Consider the following 21,902-nt stretch of genomic DNA (forward strand, 5'->3'; position numbering starts at 1 on the left):
GAAAGTTCACAAAATCTGTTTTTTGCTAATCGATAATGAAACTCTTCTTTTAATTAGAGAGTTGAAATATGAAAAAAACAGTAATCGCAGTTTTATTATTGTCGGGATATGCTTCGCTAAGTCCAGCGCAGGACGTTACCGTCATTTATACTAATGATCTGCATGCCCATGTTGAGCCTTATAAACTCCCCTATGTTGCAGAGGGAAAAAGAGCTGTGGGTGGCTTTGCAAATATTGCAACATACGTTAAGCAAGAAAAGAAAAACAATAAGGCTACTTTTTATTTCGATGCTGGGGATTATTTTACCGGCCCGTATATCAGTAGCCTGACAAAAGGGAAGGCAATCATAGATATTATGAATACAATGTCATTTGATGCTGCGTCTGTCGGCAATCATGAGTTCGATCATGGTTGGGATAATACCCTTATACAGCTCAGTCAGGCTAAATTTCCAATACTGTTAGGGAACGTCTTTTATAAAAATAGTAATGTCCTCTTCTGGAATAATCCTTATACCATTATCGAAAAGGATGGCATTAAAATTGGGGTTATTGGGTTGCACGGCGTGTTTGCATTCGATGATACCGTTTCTTCGTCAATGCGTCAGGGGATTGAAGCGCGTGACGAGGTGAAATATCTCCAGCATTATCTGGATGAACTCCGTGGAAAAGTGGATATTACCGTTGCACTCATGCATGAAGGTTTCCCTGCACGCCAGTCCAGTATCGGCAATACAGACGTGAAGCGCGCCCTTGATAAGGATATTCAGACGGCGAAGCAGGTGAAAGGCCTGGATATTCTGATTACCGGACATGCGCATGTTGGAACAGTGGAGCCGCTCAAAGTAGGCAACACGTTGGTACTTTCGACTGACAGTGGGGGGATTGATATCGGTAAGCTGGTTCTCGATGTGGATCTAAAAACGCATCACCATAAAATAAAAAGTTTCGAACTTAAAACCCTGTATGCCGATGAATGGAAACCCGATCCGGCAACTCAGAGCGTTATTGATACCTGGAATAAAAAACTGTCCGAAACGGTTCGCCAAAAAGTTGGTGAGACGCCTGTTACGCTTACGCGCGCCTATGGTGAGTCATCTTCACTTGGAAATTTATTTACCGATGCAATGCTTGCTGCAGCGCCTGATGCGCAGCTGGCGCTCACTAATTCAGGTGGTCTTCGCGCAGACTTGAATGCCGGTCCGATAACCCTTGGCGATGTTATCAGCGCTTTTCCGTTTCCAAATGAGCTAACTGTCATGGATTTGAAAGGGAAATCCTTACGCAATCTTATGGAACACGGTGCGTCACTTACAAATGGTGTTTTGCAGATGTCGAAAGGACTGGAAATGCGATACGACCAACATAAACCTGTTGGGCACCGCGTTGTGCTATTTACGCTTAATGGCAAGCCGATTGTAGATACTGATACCTATCGCGTAGCGACAAATAGTTTCCTTGCCCCTGGGGGCGATGGTTTTACCGCATTTATCGATGGTCAGAACAAACAGGTAAAAGGTGGGTATAACCTTTCTGATGCGGTTATTGATTATCTGGTGAAAGGAAATAAGATCATTCCCCTACAGGTGAATGAGATGCGAGTAAAAGAAGTTAAACAGTAATAGTTAACAACAGGTGAACAACATGGCAATTACCTATCTTGGAATGGATCTCGCGCCTGCAAATAACCAGCTTGCAGTATATCTGAAGTTTATAATTGATGAAGCGGTAACATATTCCTATACAGTTTTGGGAAGATTAACTAGCGCATCAAGTTTAGATTTTACGTATTCATCAAATGACATTATCTCTCTACCTGAGATAAAAATTCCGGTTATTGGACTGTACGCAAACTATCTTAATCAAGTGCAGGTTGTTTTTAAAAACCTTAGCGGAGTGGAAATTTATAATCAAACCATTCAGGTAAGCACACAGGAACAAGTCTATCGCGATGCGACAATTTTCCATATCGATATTGAGCAAACGGATCCCACTAACTTTGCGGTCGTATGGGGAAACAGTTGGTTAATGACCACCAATTGTGATGGTTACGACAAAAATGGCGATCTTCGTTGCTATTATGCTCAGCCCTATCGTAATCAGATGCTAAAAACGCATAATGGTTATTTCTATATCGGCAGTGATGAAGATGAACACTGGTATGGCCGACGTTTTTTTAAAATTGATATTTTAGGCAATGAGATTCTGGAATTTGATTTACGTGACCGCGATGGCAACCGCTATGCTAATACCCACGATCTGATCTGGGATTCAGCCGGTAATCTCTTCATGATTGGTAATGATAACCCGGATCGTTCGACCAATACGATGAGGCAGGATGCATCAATTTTAAAATTTGATGAAAAGACAGGCATGATGCTGTGGGCAAAAAATTATACGCGTGCATTCGATAATACGCAGATCCTGAATAATAGCCCGACAAACGATGCTCACCTTAACTCGCTTTCCTGGATCCCCGAGGGTGAAGCAAACTCTGAAGCGATTGTTGTCCATACTCGCTCTGCAGGCCTGACGTTTGGTATTTCTCCTGCCGATGGTACGATATTATGGAGTATTAATACTGGTGGATTTAACCCAGGTTTCGCAGCGGGGCAGGGCGTTACGCAGATAGAAACTTCCGGTATTACGAATTTTGAAAATGGTGCTCATACCGTATTCGTCACTAAAAATAGCGCTTTTGCTGGGTTAAACAATGAGGCCGAAGGCAAATTCGTTCTTTCGCTATTTGATAATCGCTCCTGCGTTGATAATGAAGGAAACGCGGTTACTCGTGATATTACTCTTGATCCAACGGCTGATGTTTACAAAACCGATCCTGCAAGGGTCATGTTCTATGCTGTTGATCTGGTTGCCAAAACAGCAACTCAGACAGGTAGCATTATCCAGTTACCTTCCTCTCGCGTTCCTCAAATCACTGATTTTATGGGGGCTGCAATCGATTATGGTGACTACTATGGCATCTACACCAACCACGCTCGCTCTTTCTTTATCAGTGATGCGACAGGCCATATTATTGCCACAATCTACGATCTGATTTGTACTCTGGATGGCTATCCCGAGTTCCCAGGAGAGTGCTATCGGGCAAGGTTGTTTGCGAAAGACGAGCTTGATGCTTTGATAAATATAGGTTACCAGGTGGCAAACGGCTGAAAGCATAGCGAGACACAGCCATTTAAGGACATTGCGGTTGCTAATGTCGGTCACTTTCAGTGGCTGGCATTGCTGTCGAACAGACAGCCCTGACGCTGAGTCGAATGGTCAAATAATCGCCTGCAGCACAAAAAAGTAAGGCCGGGAGAATCTCGGCCTTATTTAATATTCATCTGCCATTACAGGCGAAAACAATTAGCGACTACGGAAGACAATGCGGCCTTTGCTCAGGTCGTACGGGGTCAGTTCAACAGTCACTTTGTCGCCCGTCAAAATGCGGATGTAGTTTTTGCGCATTTTACCGGAGATGTGCGCAGTTACCACGTGACCGTTTTCCAGCTCTACGCGAAACATGGTATTAGGCAACGTATCAAGTACGGTACCCTGCATTTCAATATTGTCTTCTTTGGCCATCTAATCCTCTGGGGTATCACTACCAAGTTTTGAACCGGCAAGATAATGCCGAAATTCATCAATTAAGTAAAGAATTGCGCGATTAAAACGCAGCAAAACAGTTTCGGCGCATTGCCCAAGCGTCACGGTACAACCGAACAGGAAGCGCATTCGTAAAGGGGAGACAACAGGATAAACGTCAGGACGTTATCTGAAGCGAGGGTCCCAAACGGCGGCGGGGCAACAGGCAGAAGCTACTCTGCGGCATAATTATAACACCCTCACAAAAAATATGCGGAAAACATTTAGGCATTGGGCATAAAGAGCGTTCTCGGTATCCAGAAGTCGCGGGGGAGCTTCTCCTGACGGCTGGCATCCAGATGCTCAATGTACTGGCGTCGCGGGATCTCAACGGCACCGAGAGAGGCCGTGTGCTCGTTGAGCACCTGACAATCGATCAGGCGTCCGCCGCGCTGGGCAAATGCCTGGCAGAAGACCAGCAGCGCCGTTTTCGAGGCGTTAACCGCGCGGGAGAACATCGACTCACCGCAAAACAGCGTGCCCTGCGCCACGCCATACATGCCGCCGACGAGTGCTCCGCCGTCCCACACCTCGATTGAGTGGGCGTAGCCAAGCTCATGAAGCTGGTGGTAGGCGGTAATAATATCGCGGGTTATCCATGTTCCCTCAAAGCGGTCTTCGGCACAGCCTTCAATGACCTGACCAAAGGCGTGATTAAGGGTGACGCGGTACGGTGATTTTGCATGGAAACGCTTCATGCTGCGGCTCAGGTGAAACTGATCTGGCCACAGCACGGCGCGCGGATCGGGAGACCACCATAAAATCGGATCGCCGGGAGAAAACCAGGGGAAGATACCGCGCTGGTATGCCATCAATAGTCGAGCAGGACTGAGGTCACCGCCAAGGGCCAGCAGCCCATTGGGCTCACGCAGCGCCCCTTCCGGAGAAGGGAACGCGATGTTATGACGAGAAAGCTGGACCAGGCGCATGACAGCAAAACTCCAGTACGCGAGTGAGGACGCTACAAATATAGTCTACAGACGCTGTTTAAACTGGTAGTAGCGACCCTGTTTCGCCAACAGCTCTGCGTGACTACCTTGCTCAATAATGTGTCCGTTGTCCATCACAATTATCCGATCAAAACTCGCCAGTCCGCGCAGGCGGTGCGTGACCATCAGGACGGTTTTACCGGTCATGACATTGGCCAGCAAATCAAGGATTTGGCTCTCGGTCGTGGCGTCAAGCCCTTCGGTGGGCTCGTCAAGCAGCATCAGCGGCGCATCGTGCAGCAGCGCGCGTGCAATCGCCAGGCGGCGCAGCTCACCGCCGGAAAGCTGACGGCCGCCTTCACCCAGCCAGCTGTTCAATCCATCGTCCTCAAGTAGCTTATGCAGACCGACCTGTTCCAGCACGGCGCGAAGCGTATCGTCAGTGGCCTCTGGGGCTGCCAGCAGCAGGTTATCGCGCAGGGTGGCGCTAAACAGATGCACACGCTGCGGAACGACGCTGACGGTTTTGCGCAGGGCCTGCTCGCTGAAATCAGTCAGCGACGTATTATTAAAACGAATCTGACCGCGCTGCGGATCCCAGGCGCGGGTCAGCAGCTGCAGCAGCGTCGATTTACCGCAGCCGGTACGGCCGAGGATCGCAATCCGCTGTTCGGCATTAACAGAAAGGGTGATACCCTCCAGCGCGTTTTGTGCCTGTTTGTCATAGCTGAAGGTGACATCGTCAAGCGTCAGCGCAACCTGCTCAGGTACCGCGGTCTGCCCGGCACTGAACGTAACTTCCGGTTCCTGCTCGGCGATCTGGGTGATGCGCAGGGCAGAGGCGATTACCTGACCCAGGTGCTGGAAGGCGCCCGTCACCGGGGCCAGCGCTTCAAATGCGGCCAGCGCACAGAAAACGAAAAGGGCAATAAGAGGACCCGGCTGTGTATTTCCCCCGATATCGCCGGAAGCCAGCCACAGCATGGCAATCACCGCCACACCGCCGATTAGCATCATTAGCGCCTGAGAAAAGGCCGTCAGTTCCGACTGGCGGCGCTGGGCTTCATGCCAGTTTAGCTCCGTACTTTCCATGCGGGCGCGGTAGCGCTTGCTGGCACCAAAAATGGTCAGCTCTGCCTGGCCCTGAAGCCAGGAGGTCAGCTGCTGTCGATAGTCCCCACGCAGACGAGTCAGGTTTTCCCCGGTGGATTTCCCGGCGCGGTAAAACAGCGGCGGCAGAACGATAAGCGTTAACAGCATTATCCCGCCCAGCGTCAGCGCAACGGGAACATCCAGAACAGACAGCCCCAGCGTGACCACCACAATCACCACAAACGCGCCCACGATAGGGGAAATTACGCGCAGATAAAGGTGATCCAGCGTGTCGACATCCGCCACCACGCGGTTAAGCAACTCGCCCTGACGAAAACGCGCCAGCCCGGCAGGGGAGAGGGGCAGCAGTTTGCTGAAGGTGTAGATACGCAGGTGCTGCAGCACGCGGAAGGTGGCGTCGTGGCTCGCCAGGCGTTCGAAATAGCGTCCGGCAGTACGGGTGATGGCGGTACCGCGAACCCCGGCCGCCGGAAGCATATAGTTGAAGCTGTATAATCCGGCGAACCCTGCGACGGCCGAGGCCGACAGAAACCAGCCAGAAAGCGTGAGCAGGCCAATGCTGGCGAGCAGCGTGACAATCGCCAGCACAATCCCCAGCGTCAGCATCCATTTATGGCGTTTATAGAGCGCAAGATAAGGCAGCAGAGCGCGCATCAGATATCCTCCTGACGGTTCGCCAGCAGGGCGGCAAATGGTCCCTGGGCGGCAACGAGAGAGGCGTAATCGCCTTGCTCAACAATACGACCGTTCTCCATGACCCAGATCTGGTCCCAGTCGGCAATGCCTTCCAGCTGGTGGGTAACCATCAGCGTGGTTTGCTGCCGGGAGGCAGCGTTCAGGGCCTCCATTACGCGCTGCTCGCTGTGGGCATCCAGGCTTGCTGCGGGCTCGTCCAGCAGCATCAGCTGGCATGGGTTAAGCAGCGCTCGGGCAACGGCCACGCGCTGCGCCTGCCCGACCGACAGCCCGGCGGACTGATCGCCGACCACGGTATCCACCCCTTTCGGCAGCAGAGGCAGAAATTCGCTGACCCAGGCGCGGTCGAGAACCGATTGCAGCTCATCTTCACGCGCGTCCGGGCGCGCCAGAAGCACGTTTTCACGCAGCGTAGAAGCCGGGAGCTGCGGGTTTTGTCCTACCCAACTGAGCTGTTTACGCCAGGCGTCAGGCTCGAGGTTGCGCAGTTCGGTTTTGTTGATCCGCAGTGAACCCGTGTAGGCCATAAAACCGGATAGCGCGTTCAGTAGAGAGCTTTTCCCGGAACCGCTGGTGCCGACGAGCACCACGCGTTGTCCGGCAGGTAAGGTAAAGTTCAGCGGACCGGCGAGGACTTTGCCTTCGGGCGACAGAATGGAAAAGTCCTGCGCTTCAATCGTCACCGGATCTTTAGCATTCAGCGTTACGTCACCCCGCTCCGGGTGGGCCAGCGGCGTTTCCAGAAACGTTTTCAGGCTATCGGCGGCGCCAACCGCCTGCGCTTTGGCGTGATAGAAGGTTCCCAGATCGCGAAGCGGCTGGAAAAATTCCGGCGCCAGGATCAGCGCCAGGAAACCGGCAGAAAGGGTCACCGCCGTGCCGTAATGGCCGAAATCCAGCGCGCCGAGGTAAGAGAAGCCGAAGTAGACCGCCACGAGGGCAATCGACAGCGAGGTGAAGAATTCCAGTACGCCGGAAGATAAGAAGGCGAGGCGTAAGACTTCCATGGTGCGCTGACGGAAGTCCTGCGACGCCAGGCGAATATTTTCGGTTTCCGCTTCACCGCGGCCAAAGATGCGCAATGTCTCCATGCCGCGAAGACGATCGAGGAAATGGCCACTCAGGCGACCCAATGCCAGGAAGTTACGGCGGTTGGCATCCGCTGCCCCCATCCCGACCAGCGCCATAAATAGCGGGATCAGCGGGGCGGTTCCCATCAGAATCAGCGCCGCCATCCAGTTCACCGGAAAGATAGCGATAACGATCAGCAGCGGAACGAAGACGGCAAGGGCCATCTGTGGCAGATAGCGCGCGTAGTAGTCGTGCATATCGTCAATCTGCTCAAGGATCAGCGTCGCCCAGCTACCGGCCGGTTTACCCTGGATCCAGGCGGGCCCGGCTTCCTGAAGACGATCGAGCACCTGACGGCGGATTTCGTAACGGATGTGCTGTCCGGCGTGAAAACCGACGCGCTCACGCAGCCATACCACCCAGGCGCGCAGAACAAAAATCAGGATCAGGACAATAAAGGGCAGCAGGAGCGCTTCGCGCGGAATGTTCTCCATGATCATGTGATTAAGAATGCGGGCCAGCAGCCATGCCTGGGCAACAATCAACAGACCGCTAACGAACCCCAAAAGACGGGAAATCGTAAGCCAGCGGCGGGAAATAACGCTTTGCTGTTTCAGCCAGCGTGTTAACTCTTGTTGACGGGTTTTTTCCATTGCGTACTTTGCAGGTGACGTTATTAGAAGTTGGGCAGCGCAATGTTACAACGGGGAGACAATAAAGGCGACTTATCGCCGCCTTTATTTACGTTTGTTACTGACTTGTAAAGATTATTTACCTTGTTCAGCCAGTCCATCGAGGTAGCGTTCAGCGTCCAGCGCGGCCATACAGCCGGTACCCGCTGAGGTGATCGCCTGACGGTAAATGTGGTCCATCACGTCGCCGGCCGCGAACACACCCGGGATGCTGGTCTGGGTCGCATTACCGTGAATACCGGACTGCACTTTGATGTAGCCGTTTTCCAGCTCCAGCTGACCGTCGAAGATCGCGGTGTTCGGACTGTGACCGATCGCCACAAACAGGCCCGCCACTTCCAGCGTTTCAACGTTATCGGTGTTCTGGGTATCACGGATACGCAGACCGGCAACGCCCATCTGGTCTCCCGTCACCTCTTCCAGGGTACGGTTGGTATGCAGCACGATGTTGCCACTTGCTACTTTATCCATCAGACGTTTGATCAGGATCTTCTCCGCGCGGAAGGTTTCGCGACGGTGGATCAGGTGCACCTCAGAGGCAATGTTTGCCAGATAGAGCGCTTCTTCCACTGCGGTGTTGCCGCCGCCGATGACCGCGACTTTCTGATTACGGTAGAAGAAACCGTCGCAGGTTGCGCAGGCAGAGACGCCGCGGCCTTTGAACGCTTCTTCGGATGGCAGACCGAGGTAACGGGCAGAAGCACCCGTGGCGATGATCAGCGCGTCGCAGGTGTATTCGCCGCTATCGCCCGTCAGGCGGAACGGACGGTTCTGCAGATCGACCTTATTGATGTGGTCGAACAGAATTTCGGTTTCGAATTTAGCGGCATGCTCGTGCATACGTTCCATCAGCAGCGGCCCGGTCAGGTCGTTCGGGTCCCCTGGCCAGTTTTCCACTTCGGTGGTGGTGGTCAGCTGACCGCCTTTTTCCATACCGGTGATGAGTACCGGGTGCAGGTTAGCGCGTGCAGCATAGACCGCTGCGGTATATCCCGCAGGTCCAGAACCAAGGATTAGCAGCTTACTGTGTTTGGCCGTGCCCATGAGATCCCCATTGTTGTTGGCAGACATTTGGCTGGATTGTAGGGAATTTGTTGCCGTAAAAAAAGAGCGCAGCAATTTTGATATCAATCTGTGTAATAGCCATGGACGATGAATAGCGCGCGATAACCTCACGCTTTCTCGATAAAAGCGGTCGTTTCTAAGGCAATAAAATGAGGATTAATACCCTGCCGTAATGAATATCCGGCATGTTGTACTAAAAAACGATGTTTTGCTTTGACAATCCCCTGCGCTTTTGCGAAAACATTCAAGGAAGAAAAAAAACCGCGTTAACCGTATGCCGCATAGGCATGCACGTAAATGCCATTTTTACCGGGTCAGTGAAATCTACGCATGGCGTGGACAGACGCCATACGTGATGTCGGTGACAGCCTTCGGGCAACGGTCTTCTTACCAACAGAACCCGAATCCGCATCGCGTCTATTACATAATCAGGCGATGTGATGACTAACGGGTACAGGCTCTGAACAGTGATGTGCACAGGGTCCAGGCAGGAGTAGGGAAGGAATACAGAGAGACAATAATAATGGTAGATAGCAAGAAGCGCCCTGGCAAAGATCTCGACCGTATCGATCGTAACATTCTTAATGAATTGCAAAAGGATGGGCGTATTTCCAACGTCGAGCTTTCAAAACGTGTGGGACTTTCCCCGACGCCGTGCCTTGAGCGTGTGCGCCGACTGGAAAGACAGGGTTTCATTCAGGGCTACACTGCTCTGTTGAACCCGCATTATCTGGATGCCTCACTTCTGGTATTTGTTGAGATTACTCTGAATCGTGGTGCGCCGGATGTGTTTGAACAATTCAACGCCGCTGTACAAAAACTTGAAGAAATTCAAGAGTGTCATCTGGTATCCGGTGATTTCGACTACCTGTTGAAAACCCGAGTGCCTGATATGTCCGCCTACCGTAAGCTGCTGGGGGAAACCCTGCTGCGTCTGCCAGGCGTGAACGACACCCGTACATATGTGGTGATGGAAGAGGTCAAACAGAGCAATCGTCTGGTTATTAAGACGCGCTAACACGGAACAGGTGCAAAATCAGCGTAGTTTGATTACACTCCTGTTAATCCATACAGCAACAGTGCCGGGTAGTCCCGGCGCTGTTGTCCGTTTTAGCAAAAAGGCAGGATATGCCTGATACCTGGAGAGCCTTTTTTGAGCCAGGAATACACTGAAGACAAAGAAGTCACACTATCGAAGCTAAGCAGCGGACGTCGTCTCCTCGAGGCTTTGCTGATTGTTATTGCCCTTTTTGCCGTCTGGCTGATGGCAGCCTTATTCAGTTTTAATCCTTCAGATCCCAGCTGGTCACAAACTGCATGGCATGAGCCTATCCATAATTTAGGCGGTGTCCCTGGTGCCTGGCTGGCGGATACGCTGTTTTTCATTTTCGGTGTGATGGCCTACACCCTCCCCGTTATTATCATTGGCGGATGCTGGTTTGCGTGGCGTCATCGTCAGAACGATGATTACATCGACTATTTCGCCGTGTCGCTGCGCCTGATTGGCGCGCTGGCGCTGATCCTTACTTCGTGCGGGCTGGCGGCAATCAATGCGGATGATATCTGGTACTTCGCCTCTGGCGGTGTAATCGGCAGCTTACTCAGTTCTGCGCTACAGCCGATGCTGCACAGCAGCGGCGGCACGCTGGCGCTGCTGTGCATTTGGGCGGCCGGGCTAACGCTGTTTACCGGCTGGTCATGGGTGAGCATTGCCGAGAAAATTGGTAGTTTTATCCTCACCATTCTGACCTTCGCCAGCAACCGTACCCGCCGTGACGATACGTGGATTGATGAAGACGAGTACGAAGATGAAGAGGAAGATGACGCGCCTGTGCAGCGTCGCGAATCTCGTCGTGCGCGTATTCTGCGCGGCGCGCTGGCGCGTCGTCAGCGTGTTGCTGAGAAGTTTGCCAACCCGCTAGGTCGTAAAACCGATGCGGCGCTCTTCTCCGGTAAACGCATGGACGAAGACGAGCAGGTGGCGTATCGCGCTGCGGGTGTCGCAGTCGATCCTGACGATGTGCTCTTCTCTGGCAGCCGGGCCACGCCCGGGGACTTTGACGAATACGACCCGCTGTTAAACGGTCACTCGGTCACTGAACCGGTTGCGGCAGCCGCAGCCGCGACAACCGCAGCGCAGGCGTATGCCGCGCCTGTCGACGCCGTGATGCCATCCGCGCCGGTTTCGCCACCGGAATCCGTTATTCAGCAACCTCAGGTTGACTGGCAGACTGCTCCCGGTGTTCACACGCCGGAGCCCGTTATCGCGCCTGAACCAGAGAGCTATGTCCCTGTGCAGCAGGAGCAGTGGCAGCAGCCATATCAGCCGCCGCAGCCTGCGTATGAACCGCAAGATTACCCTCACTTTGAACAGCCTGTGGCCCAGCCGTATCAGGAGTATGTGCCTGAACCGGTTGAACCTGTGCAGCCTCATGTAGCGCCGCAGCCTGAACCTGAAATCGTGGAAGAGGTGAAGCCAGCCCGTCCACCGCTGTACTATTTTGAAGAAGTCGAAGAGCGCCGCGCGCGTGAACGCGAACAGCTGGCCGCCTGGTATCAGCCTGTGCCTGAACCGGTGCAGGAGCCGGTGACGAAAGCGCCTTCTGTCCCAGTTCCACCGGTCGACCCGACACCTGTAGTTGCACCCGTAGCGGAAAGCGTGAAGCAGGCTACCGCGGCCGCTGCCGTGGCTGCACCTGTCTTTAGCCTGGCAACAGGGGGCGCGCCACGTCCTCAGGTGAAGGAGGGGATTGGTCCGCAACTGCCTCGTCCTAACCGCGTTCGCGTACCAACCCGTCGTGAACTTGCCTCTTATGGTATCAAGCTGCCTTCCCAGCGCATGGCAGAAGAGAAAGCGCGAGAGCCTGAGTACGAAGATGACGCCGATGAGATGCAGCAGGACGAGCTGGCCCGCCAGTTCGCCGCGCAGCAGAATCAACGCTACGGTGAAGAATATCAGCACGATGAACCTGTGCCTGAAGACGAAGATGACGCTGCAGAAGCGGAATTAGCGCGCCAGTTCGCCGCCACCCAGCAGCAGCGTTATTCCGGTGAACAACCGGCTGGTGCAAATCCGTTCTCACTGTCTGATTTTGAATTCTCGCCGATGAAGGATCTGGTGGATGATGGCCCGAGCGAGCCTTTATTTACCCCGAGCGTGATGCCGGAAGTTGAGCCTGTGCGCCAGCAGCCAGCACCACAGGCCTATGCACAGCCGCAACAACCTGTTCATCAGCCGTATGCGCAGCCGCAGCAGCCCGTTCAGCAGCCATATGCGCAACCGCAACAACCAGTTCAGCAACCGCAGCCGCCGCAGTTCCAGCAGCCTGCGCCTCAGCCGCAGGAGAGCCTGATTCACCCGCTGCTGATGCGTAACGGTGACAGCCGTCCGCTGCAGCGTCCAAGCACGCCGCTGCCGTCTCTGGATCTGTTAACGCCGCCGCCGTCGGAAGTGGAACCCGTCGATACCTTCGCGCTGGAGCAGATGGCGCGTCTGGTGGAAGCCCGTCTGGCCGACTTCCGTATCAAGGCTGACGTGGTGAACTACTCGCCGGGCCCTGTTATCACCCGTTTTGAACTGAACCTGGCGCCAGGCGTTAAAGCCGCGCGTATTTCTAACCTGTCCCGCGACCTGGCGCGTTCCTTGTCGACCGTTGCGGTACGTGTGGTGGAAGTGATACCGGGCAAACCTTACGTTGGTCTTGAGCTGCCGAACAAGAAACGTCAGACCGTCTACCTGCGTGAAGTGCTGGATAACACCAAATTCCGCGATAACCCATCCCCGCTGACCGTGGTGCTGGGTAAAGATATCGCTGGCGATCCGGTGGTGGCAGACCTCGCAAAAATGCCTCACCTGCTGGTCGCGGGTACTACCGGTTCCGGTAAGTCTGTCGGTGTGAACGCCATGATCCTCAGCATGCTCTATAAAGCGCAGCCGGAAGATGTGCGTTTCATCATGATCGACCCGAAAATGCTCGAACTTTCGGTCTACGAAGGCATCCCGCATCTGCTGACCGAAGTGGTCACCGACATGAAAGACGCCGCCAACGCCCTGCGCTGGAGCGTCAATGAGATGGAGCGTCGCTATAAGCTGATGTCGGCGTTGGGCGTACGTAATCTGGCCGGTTATAACGAGAAAATCGCCCAGGCTGTGCGTATGGGACGTCCGATCCCGGATCCTTACTGGAAGCCGGGTGACAGCATGGATGCCCAGCATCCGGTGCTGGAAAAACTGCCTTATATCGTCGTGCTGGTCGATGAATTCGCTGACCTGATGATGACCGTTGGTAAGAAAGTGGAAGAGCTGATTGCCCGTCTGGCGCAGAAAGCGCGTGCGGCGGGTATTCACCTTGTGCTGGCGACCCAGCGTCCTTCCGTGGACGTTATCACTGGTCTTATCAAAGCGAACATTCCGACGCGTATCGCCTTTACCGTATCAAGCAAAATTGACTCCCGTACCATTCTTGATCAGGGCGGCGCAGAGTCGCTGCTGGGAATGGGGGACATGCTCTATTCCGGCCCGAACTCCACTTCTCCGGTGCGTGTTCACGGTGCGTTTGTCCGCGACGAGGAAGTTCACGCTGTCGTGCAGGACTGGAAAGCGCGCGGTCGTCCACAATATATTGACGGCATTACCAGCGATACGGAAAGCGAAGGCGGCGGCGGTGGCTTCGACGGTGGTGAAGAGCTGGATCCGTTATTCGATCAGGCGGTTAACTTCGTTACCGAAAAACGCAAAGCGTCCATCTCAGGCGTGCAGCGTCAATTCCGCATCGGCTATAACCGCGCAGCGCGTATCATCGAGCAGATGGAAGCGCAGGGCATTGTGAGCGAGCAGGGGCATAACGGTAACCGCGAGGTGCTGGCGCCGCCGCCGTTTGATTAACCTTCAGCGTTTGCAAAGAAGGGTAAATCAGCCAAAATTAAGCATTTTCTTCTGTCGCCTGCCTTCGGGCAGGTCCAGAATAGAAGACGGAAATCCCATATCGGGAAGACGTATTTTAAGGAATAACAATGAAAAAAATCGCCATCGCCTGTGCATTACTCACCAGTTTTGTTGCCAGCAGCGTCTGGGCTGATGCAGCCAGCGACCTTAAAAGCCGACTGGATAAAGTAAGCAGCTTCCACGCCAGCTTCACGCAAAAAGTGACGGACGGCAGCGGCAACGCGGTGCAGGAAGGCCAGGGAGATTTGTGGGTAAAACGCCCAAATCTGTTCAACTGGCACATGACCCAGCCGGATGAGAGCATCCTGGTGTCTGACGGTAAAACCTTATGGTTCTACAACCCGTTCGTTGAGCAGGCTACTGCGACCTGGCTGAAAGATGCCACCAGCAATACGCCGTTTATGCTGATTGCCCGTAACCAGGCCAGCGACTGGCAGCAGTACAATATTAAACAGACGGGTGACGAGTTTGTCCTGACGCCGAAAGGCAGCAACGGCAACCTGAAGCAGTTCACCATTAACGTGAGCACCAACGGTACCATTAATCAGTTCGGCGCGGTTGAGCAGGACGATCAGCGCAGCAGCTACCAGCTTAAATCTCAGCAGAACGGCGCCGTTGATGCATCGAAATTCACCTTTACCCCGCCGAAGGGCGTGACGGTGGACGACCAACGCAATAAGTAAGAGGCGTGAGTGGGCAATCTGTCGCTCGATTTTTCAGATAACGCGTTTCAACCTCTGGCCGCCCGTATGCGGCCAGAAAATTTAGCGCAGTACATCGGCCAGCAGCACCTGCTTGCTGCCGGTAAGCCATTGCCACGCGCCATTGAGGCCGGGCATCTTCACTCCATGATCCTCTGGGGGCCCCCTGGCACCGGCAAGACCACGCTTGCAGAAGTGATCGCCCGCTATGCCAACGCGGACGTTGAACGCATCTCGGCGGTGACCTCCGGCGTGAAGGAGATCCGTGAGGCGATCGAGCGTGCGCGGCAGAACCGCAATGCCGGGCGGCGCACCATCCTCTTCGTGGACGAAGTCCACCGCTTCAACAAAAGCCAGCAGGATGCCTTCCTGCCGCATATTGAAGACGGCACGATCTTCTTCATCGGCGCGACCACCGAGAATCCGTCGTTTGAACTGAACTCGGCGCTACTCTCCCGCGCGCGCGTTTATCTGCTCAAATCGCTGACTACCGAGGATATTGAAAAGGTTCTCACCCAGGCGATGGACGACAAAGCGCGCGGCTACGGCGGGCAGGATATCGTTCTGCCCGACGACACGCGTCGTGCGATCGCGGAGCTGGTCAACGGCGATGCGCGTCGGGCGCTGAATACGCTGGAAATGATGGCCGATATGGCCGAAGTCGACGATGCCGGGAAGCGGGTGCTTAAACCGGAATTGCTCACCGAAATTGCTGGTGAACGCAGCGCCCGTTTCGACAATAAAGGCGACCGTTTTTACGACCTGATCTCGGCGCTGCATAAGTCGGTACGCGGCAGCGCGCCGGATGCGGCGCTTTACTGGTACGCGCGCATTATCACTGCGGGCGGCGATCCGTTATATGTCGCGCGCCGCTGTCTGGCGATTGCGTCTGAAGATGTTGGCAATGCCGATCCTCGCGCTATGCAGGTTGCGCTGTCGGCCTGGGACTGCTTCACCCGCGTTGGACCCGCGGAGGGCGAACGTGCCATCGCGCAGGCTATTGTTTATCTGGCCTGCGCGCCGAAAAGCAATGCGGTTTATACCGCGTTTAAAGCGGCGATGTCGGATGCGCGTGAACGTCCGGACTACGATGTTCCGGTTCATTTGCGTAATGCACCGACCAAACTGATGAAAGAGATGGGGTATGGGCAGGAGTACCGCTACGCTCATGATGAACCCAATGCCTACGCCGCAGGGGAGGAATATTTCCCGCAGGAGATGGCACAAACGCGCTATTATCGCCCCACAAACAGAGGTCTTGAAGGCAAGATTGGTGAAAAGCTCACCTGGCTCGCCGGACAGGATCAAAATAGCCCTATAAAACGCTACCGTTAGTTCAATCGTTGCGGTAATGTTGGCGTAGTATCCTTGTGGCCGCAGGCTGTGGTCACATTTTCCTATTTTAATTCGATAAGCACAGGATAAGCATGCTCGATCCCAATCTGCTGCGTAATGAGCCAGACGCAGTCGCTGAAAAACTGGCACGCCGGGGCTTTAAGCTGGATGTAGATAAGCTACGCGCTCTTGAAGAGCGTCGTAAAGTACTGCAGGTACAAACTGAAAATCTGCAGGCAGAGCGTAACTCTCGATCGAAATCCATCGGCCAGGCGAAAGCGCGCGGGGAAGATATTGAGCCATTACGCCTGGAAGTGAACAAGCTGGGTGAAGAACTGGATCAGGCGAAAGCTGAGCTGGACGTTCTTCAGGCCGAGATTCGTGATATTGCCCTGGCTATCCCGAATATTCCTGACGACAGCGTGCCTGTCGGCAAAGATGAAAACGACAACGTTGAAGTGAAGCGCTGGGGTACGCCTCGTGAGTTTGACTTCGAAGTACGCGATCACGTGACGCTGGGCGAAATGCACGCGGGCCTGGACTTTGCGGCAGCGGTTAAGCTGACAGGTTCTCGCTTCGTGGTGATGAAAGGCCAGATTGCCCATCTGCACCGCGCGCTGGCGCAGTTCATGCTGGATCTGCACACCGAGCAGCATGGCTACAGCGAAACCTACGTGCCGTATCTGGTCAACCACGATACGCTGTACGGTACGGGCCAGCTGCCGAAATTTGCCGGCGACCTGTTCCATACCCGCCCGCTGGACGAAGAAGCAGACAGTAGCAACTACGCGCTGATCCCAACTGCGGAAGTGCCGCTGACTAACCTCGTGCGTGATGAGATCATCGACGAAGACGATCTGCCGATCAAACTGACGGCACATTCACCGTGCTTCCGTTCTGAAGCTGGTTCTTACGGTCGCGACACGCGCGGTTTGATCCGTATGCACCAGTTCGACAAAGTTGAGATGGTGCAGATCGTTCGTCCAGAAGAATCTATGGACGCGCTGGAAGAGATGACCGGCCACGCGGAGAAGGTTCTGGAGCTGCTGGGTCTGCCGTACCGTCGTATGGCTCTGTGTACCGGTGATATGGGCTTTGGCGCCTGCAAAACCTTCGATCTGGAAGTGTGGGTGCCTGCGCAGAACACCTACCGTGAAATCTCCTCCTGCTCTAACGTCTGGGATTTCCAGGCGCGCCGCATGCAGGCACGCTGCCGCAGCAAATCTGACAAGAAAACCCGTCTGGTACATACCCTGAACGGTTCTGGTCTGGCTGTGGGTCGTACCCTGGTTGCCGTGCTGGAAAACTATCAGCAGGCAGACGGTCGTATCGAGATCCCTGAAGTGCTGCGTCCATACATGAAAGGCCAGCAGTACATCGGTTAATATTTGTCTTAAAACAAAAAAGCGCCTCAGGGCGCTTTTTTTATGCTTATGAATTGATACGACGCAATACCCCCTCCCTCTAAAGTAGTAATACTCCTCCGAATGAAAGTCAGCATAAAACGCTGATAACGAAAATATTTGTTATATATAAAACTACATAGCGGTTTGCGCCGCCTCTCTTTTCTTTGTGAGCAACCAAAGTGAGTCTCTATGAAAATCAACGCGCCTGAAGCATTAATGGCTGCCGAGGTCACTCGCCGTGGTTTGATGAAAACCACGGCTATAGGCGGCCTGGCCGTAGCCAGCAGTGCCTTCACGCTCCCCTTTACCCGACTGGCGTCGGCGGCTGATGCTCTGTCTCCGGCCACTTCCCCGGAAAAAGTGGTGTGGAGTGCCTGTACCGTCAACTGCGGTAGCCGTTGTCCGCTGCGTATGCATGTGGTGGATGGTGAAATTAAATATGTCGAAACCGACAATACCGGGGACGATAACTACGAAGGGTTACATCAGGTCCGTGCCTGCCTGCGCGGTCGCTCCATGCGTCGTCGCGTCTATAATCCTGACCGCCTGAAATACCCGATGAAGCGCGTCGGTAAGCGTGGGGAAGGGAAGTTCGAGCGGATTAGCTGGGATGAAGCCTACGATATCATTGCCACTAACATGCAGCGTTTGATTAAAGAGTACGGCAACGAATCCATCTACCTGAACTACGGTACCGGGACGCTTGGCGGCACGCTGACCCGTTCCTGGCCACCGGGTAAAACGCTGGTGGCGCGCCTGATGAACTGCTGCGGCGGTTATCTCAATCACTATGGTGACTACTCATCGGCGCAGATTGCTGCTGGCCTGAACTACACCTATGGCGGCTGGGCGGACGGAAACAGCCCGTCTGATATCGAAAACAGTAAGCTGGTGGTGCTGTTCGGCAATAACCCGGGTGAAACGCGCATGAGCGGCGGTGGGGTAACCTACTACCTCGAACAGGCCCGCGCCAAATCCAATGCCCGCATGATCATCATCGACCCACGCTACACCGACACCGGCGCCGGACGTGAAGACGAGTGGATCCCCATTCGTCCGGGGACCGACGCGGCGCTGGTCTCCGCCCTGGCGTGGGTGATGATCACTGAGAATCTTGTCGATCAGCCTTTCCTGGATAAATACTGCGTCGGCTATGACGAGAAAACTCTGCCAGCCAGCGCGCCGGCAAACGGTCACTACAAGGCGTATATTCTCGGACAGGGCAGCGACGGCGTGGCGAAAACGCCGGAGTGGGCGTCCACCATCACCGGCATCCCGGCTGAGCGTATCGTTCAGCTGGCGCGTGAAATTGGTTCAGCCAAACCGGCCTATATCAGCCAGGGCTGGGGTCCGCAGCGTCATGCGAACGGCGAAATCGCGACCCGTGCCATCTCCATGCTCTCCATTCTGACCGGCAACGTCGGCATTCACGGCGGTAACACCGGCGCGCGTGAAGGTTCATATGAAGTGCCGTTCGAACGTATGCCGACGCTGGATAACCCGGTTCAGACCAGCATCTCCATGTTTATGTGGACCGATGCGATTGAACGCGGCCCGGAAATGACCGCCCTGCGCGACGGCGTGCGCGGCAAGGACAAGCTGGACGTGCCGATCAAGATGATCTGGAACTATGCCGGTAACTGCCTCATCAACCAGCATTCAGAAATCAACCGTACCCATGAAATCCTGCAGGACGACAAGAAGTGCGAGATGATTGTGGTGATCGACTGCCACATGACCTCTTCGGCGAAATATGCCGATATCCTGCTGCCGGACTGCACCGCCTCTGAGCAGATGGATTTCGCGCTGGATGCATCCTGCGGCAACATGTCCTACGTGATTTTTACTGACCAGGCGATTAAACCGCGCTTTGAGTGCAAAACCATTTATGAGATGACCTCCGAGCTGGCGAAACGTCTTGGCGTTGAGCAGCAGTTTACCGAGGGACGGACTCAGGAAGGGTGGATGCGCCATCTGCATGAACTCTCCCGTAGGGCGATTCCTGACCTGCCGGACTTTGACACCTTCCGCAAGCAGGGGATGTACAAACAGCGCGATCCGGAAGGGCACCACGTGGCGTACAAAGCGTTCCGTGAAGATCCGCAGGCGAACCCGCTGACCACGCCGTCGGGCAAAATAGAAATCTATTCCGAAGAGTTGGCAAAAATTGCGTCAACCTGGGAACTGCCGGAAGGGGACGTTATCGATCCGCTGCCGATCTACACGCCGGGCTTTGAAAACTACAACGATCCGCTGACGGCGAAATTCCCGCTGCAGCTGACCGGCTTCCACTACAAAGCGCGTGTTCACTGTACCTACGGTAACGTCGACGTGCTGAAAGCCGCCTGCCGACAGGAGATGTGGATCAACCCGATGGATGCCAAAGCGCGAGGTATCAGCAATGGCGATCGCGTGCGGATCTTCAACGGTCGCGGCGAGGTTCACATTGAAGCCAAAGTGACGCCGCGCATGATGCCAGGCGTGGTGGCGCTGGGGGAAGGGGCCTGGTATAGCCCTGATGCAAACCGCATCGACCAGGCTGGCAGTATTAACGTACTGACCACGCAGCGTCCGTCGCCGCTGGCGAAGGGCAACCCATCCCACACAAACCTTGTCCAGGTTGAAAAGGTTTAAGGAGTAGCCGATGACAACCCAGTATGGATTTTTTATTGATTCCAGCCGTTGCACCGGGTGCAAAACCTGCGAGCTGGCCTGTAAAGATTACAAAGACCTGACCCCTGACGTCAGCTTCCGCCGTATTTATGAATACGCCGGGGGGGACTGGCAGGAAGATAACGGCGTCTGGCATCAGAACGTTTTTGCCTATTACCTGTCAATTGCCTGTAACCACTGTGAAGATCCTGCCTGCACGAAGGTTTGTCCGAGCGGAGCGATGCACAAGCGCGAAGACGGCTTTGTGGTGGTGGATGAAGATGTCTGCATAGGCTGTCGCTACTGCCATATGGCCTGTCCGTACGGCGCACCGCAGTACAATGCCGCTAAAGGTCACATGACCAAATGCGATGGCTGCCACACCCGCATAGCGGACGGCAAAAAGCCGATTTGCGTCGAGTCCTGCCCGCTGCGCGCGCTGGACTTCGGTCCGATTGAAGAGCTGCGTCAAAAACACGGGCAGCTCGCTGCCGTGGCGCCGCTGCCGTCTGCGCACTTCACGAAGCCGAGCATTGTGATTAAACCTAACGCCAACAGCCGTCCTACAGGGGACACCACCGGCTACCTGGCAAATCCGAAGGAGGTGTGAGATGGGAAGTGGATGGCATGAATGGCCGCTGATGATCTTCACGGTCTTTGGTCAGTGCGTGGCGGGTGGTTTCATTGTGCTCGCGCTGGCGCTGTTGAAAGGTCGCATCAATGCTGAACAGCAGCAGCGTTTAGTGTTGAGCATGTTTGGCCTGTGGGTGCTGATGGGGATTGGGTTTATCGCCTCTACGCTTCACCTGGGTTCGCCTATGCGCGCGTTTAACTCCCTGAACCGCGTGGGTGCCTCATCCCTCAGTAACGAGATTGCCAGCGGAGCAATTTTCTTTGCCGTCGGTGGGCTGGGCTGGCTGCTGGCCGCCATGAAAAAATTGCCTGCGGGTCTGCGCAGCCTGTGGCTAATCGTGACCATGGTGTTGGGCGTGGTGTTCGTGTGGATGATGGTGCGCGTCTATAACACCATCGATACCGTTCCAACCTGGTACAGCGTCTGGACGCCAATGAGCTTCTTCCTGACGATGTTTATCGGCGGACCGCTGCTGGGCTACCTGCTGCTGCGCGTGGCGGGCGTAGACGGGTGGGCAATGCGTTTGTTGCCCGCTGTTTCGCTGCTGGCGCTAGTGGTGAGTGCGATGGTCGCCCTGATGCAGGGTGCAGAACTGGCAACCATTCACAGCTCTATCCAGCAGGCTTCTGCCCTGGTACCGGACTACGGTGCTCTGATGGCCTGGCGCATCGTTCTGCTGGTCGCCGCGTTGGTATTCTGGATTGCTCCTCAGCTCAAAGGTTATCAGCCCGCGCTGCCGCTGCTGTCACTGGCTTTTGTGCTGGTACTGGCGGGTGAACTGATTGGTCGCGGCGTGTTCTACGGGTTGCATATGACTGTAGGTATGGCTATCGCCAGTTAACGTTGTATTTGGTTATATCAAGCCGGGCCTGAGTGCCCGGCTTTTCCTTTTTTCGATCATGAAATTTTTCGACTGTCGTTTTGTTTTAATTTTGCCCATTAATAAATGAAAACAGAGACATAATTAATATCTATAGCAGGCGTGGCATTAGCAGGATAAGTTTTTTAAATCGACAGG

At 54.5% G+C, this 21,902-nt stretch carries 15 protein-coding genes; 10 read left to right on the plus strand and 5 right to left on the minus strand.

The window, feature by feature from the left end:
* Positions 1-68 precede the first annotated feature (68 nt).
* Positions 69-1,622 (plus strand): bifunctional metallophosphatase/5'-nucleotidase, encoded by a 1,554-nt coding sequence (locus LRM19_RS03190; protein WP_271367378.1) that lies wholly within the window; start codon positions 69-71, stop codon positions 1,620-1,622.
* A gap of 22 nt (positions 1,623-1,644) precedes the next feature.
* Positions 1,645-3,171 (plus strand): aryl-sulfate sulfotransferase, encoded by a 1,527-nt coding sequence (locus LRM19_RS03195; protein WP_271367379.1) that lies wholly within the window; start codon positions 1,645-1,647, stop codon positions 3,169-3,171.
* Positions 3,172-3,366: 195 nt separating this feature from the next.
* On the opposite strand, the gene infA is transcribed toward LRM19_RS03195, so the two are convergent.
* From infA to trxB, 5 genes are all read right to left on the minus strand, one after another.
* On the minus strand, positions 3,367-3,585 hold the full coding sequence (gene infA / locus LRM19_RS03200; protein ID WP_002211347.1) for a translation initiation factor IF-1: 219 nt from the start codon (positions 3,583-3,585) through the stop codon (positions 3,367-3,369).
* A 284-nt stretch (positions 3,586-3,869) separates the two neighbouring features.
* Positions 3,870-4,574 carry a leucyl/phenylalanyl-tRNA--protein transferase gene (gene aat, locus LRM19_RS03205; protein WP_111963917.1) on the minus strand — a complete coding sequence of 235 codons (705 nt, stop codon included), beginning with the start codon at positions 4,572-4,574 and terminating at the stop codon, positions 3,870-3,872.
* Positions 4,575-4,619: 45 nt separating this feature from the next.
* Positions 4,620-6,341, minus strand: coding sequence for a heme ABC transporter ATP-binding protein/permease CydC (gene cydC / locus LRM19_RS03210; RefSeq protein ID WP_271367451.1), 1,722 nt, complete (start codon positions 6,339-6,341; stop codon positions 4,620-4,622).
* On the minus strand, positions 6,341-8,107 hold the full coding sequence (gene cydD / locus LRM19_RS03215) for a heme ABC transporter permease/ATP-binding protein CydD (protein WP_143344886.1): 1,767 nt from the start codon (positions 8,105-8,107) through the stop codon (positions 6,341-6,343). Before cydD ends, cydC begins: the two co-directional genes overlap by 1 nt.
* Positions 8,108-8,221: 114 nt before the next feature.
* Entirely contained in the window at positions 8,222-9,190 is a 969-nt protein-coding gene (gene trxB / locus LRM19_RS03220; RefSeq protein WP_032638969.1) for a thioredoxin-disulfide reductase, read from the minus strand.
* 544 nt (positions 9,191-9,734) lie between these two features.
* On the opposite strand from trxB, the gene lrp reads away from it, so the two are divergent.
* The 8 genes from lrp to LRM19_RS03260 all read left to right on the plus strand — a co-directional run bounded on the left by lrp (position 9,735) and on the right by LRM19_RS03260 (position 21,725).
* Entirely contained in the window at positions 9,735-10,229 is a 495-nt protein-coding gene (gene lrp / locus LRM19_RS03225) for a leucine-responsive transcriptional regulator Lrp (protein ID WP_000228469.1), read from the plus strand.
* 135 nt (positions 10,230-10,364) lie between these two features.
* Entirely contained in the window at positions 10,365-14,096 is a 3,732-nt protein-coding gene (gene ftsK, locus LRM19_RS03230; RefSeq protein WP_127730253.1) for a DNA translocase FtsK, read from the plus strand.
* Positions 14,097-14,224: 128 nt separating this feature from the next.
* The gene (gene lolA / locus LRM19_RS03235; RefSeq protein ID WP_021240884.1) at positions 14,225-14,839 is read left to right on the plus strand and encodes an outer membrane lipoprotein chaperone LolA; all 615 of its coding nucleotides are present in this window, start codon (positions 14,225-14,227) and stop codon (positions 14,837-14,839) included.
* Between the two features lie 9 nt (positions 14,840-14,848).
* Complete coding sequence (gene rarA / locus LRM19_RS03240) at positions 14,849-16,192, plus strand: replication-associated recombination protein RarA (protein ID WP_111963921.1); 1,344 nt, start codon at positions 14,849-14,851, stop codon at positions 16,190-16,192.
* Between the two features lie 92 nt (positions 16,193-16,284).
* Positions 16,285-17,577, plus strand: a complete 1,293-nt coding sequence (gene serS / locus LRM19_RS03245) for a serine--tRNA ligase (RefSeq protein ID WP_008499983.1) — start codon at positions 16,285-16,287, stop codon at positions 17,575-17,577.
* Between the two features lie 210 nt (positions 17,578-17,787).
* Positions 17,788-20,232: a dimethylsulfoxide reductase subunit A gene (gene dmsA, locus LRM19_RS03250; protein ID WP_271367462.1), complete on the plus strand. Its 2,445-nt coding sequence runs from the start codon at positions 17,788-17,790 to the stop codon at positions 20,230-20,232.
* 10 nt (positions 20,233-20,242) lie between these two features.
* Positions 20,243-20,860 carry a DMSO/selenate family reductase complex B subunit gene (locus LRM19_RS03255; protein WP_182410184.1) on the plus strand — a complete coding sequence of 206 codons (618 nt, stop codon included), beginning with the start codon at positions 20,243-20,245 and terminating at the stop codon, positions 20,858-20,860.
* 1 nt (position 20,861) lies between these two features.
* Positions 20,862-21,725 carry a dimethyl sulfoxide reductase anchor subunit family protein gene (locus tag LRM19_RS03260; RefSeq protein WP_271367464.1) on the plus strand — a complete coding sequence of 288 codons (864 nt, stop codon included), beginning with the start codon at positions 20,862-20,864 and terminating at the stop codon, positions 21,723-21,725.
* Positions 21,726-21,902 lie beyond the last annotated feature (177 nt).

It is taken from the genome of Enterobacter sp. PI-10 (genome assembly GCF_027947695.1).
Lineage (GTDB): Bacteria > Pseudomonadota > Gammaproteobacteria > Enterobacterales > Enterobacteriaceae > Enterobacter > Enterobacter vonholyi.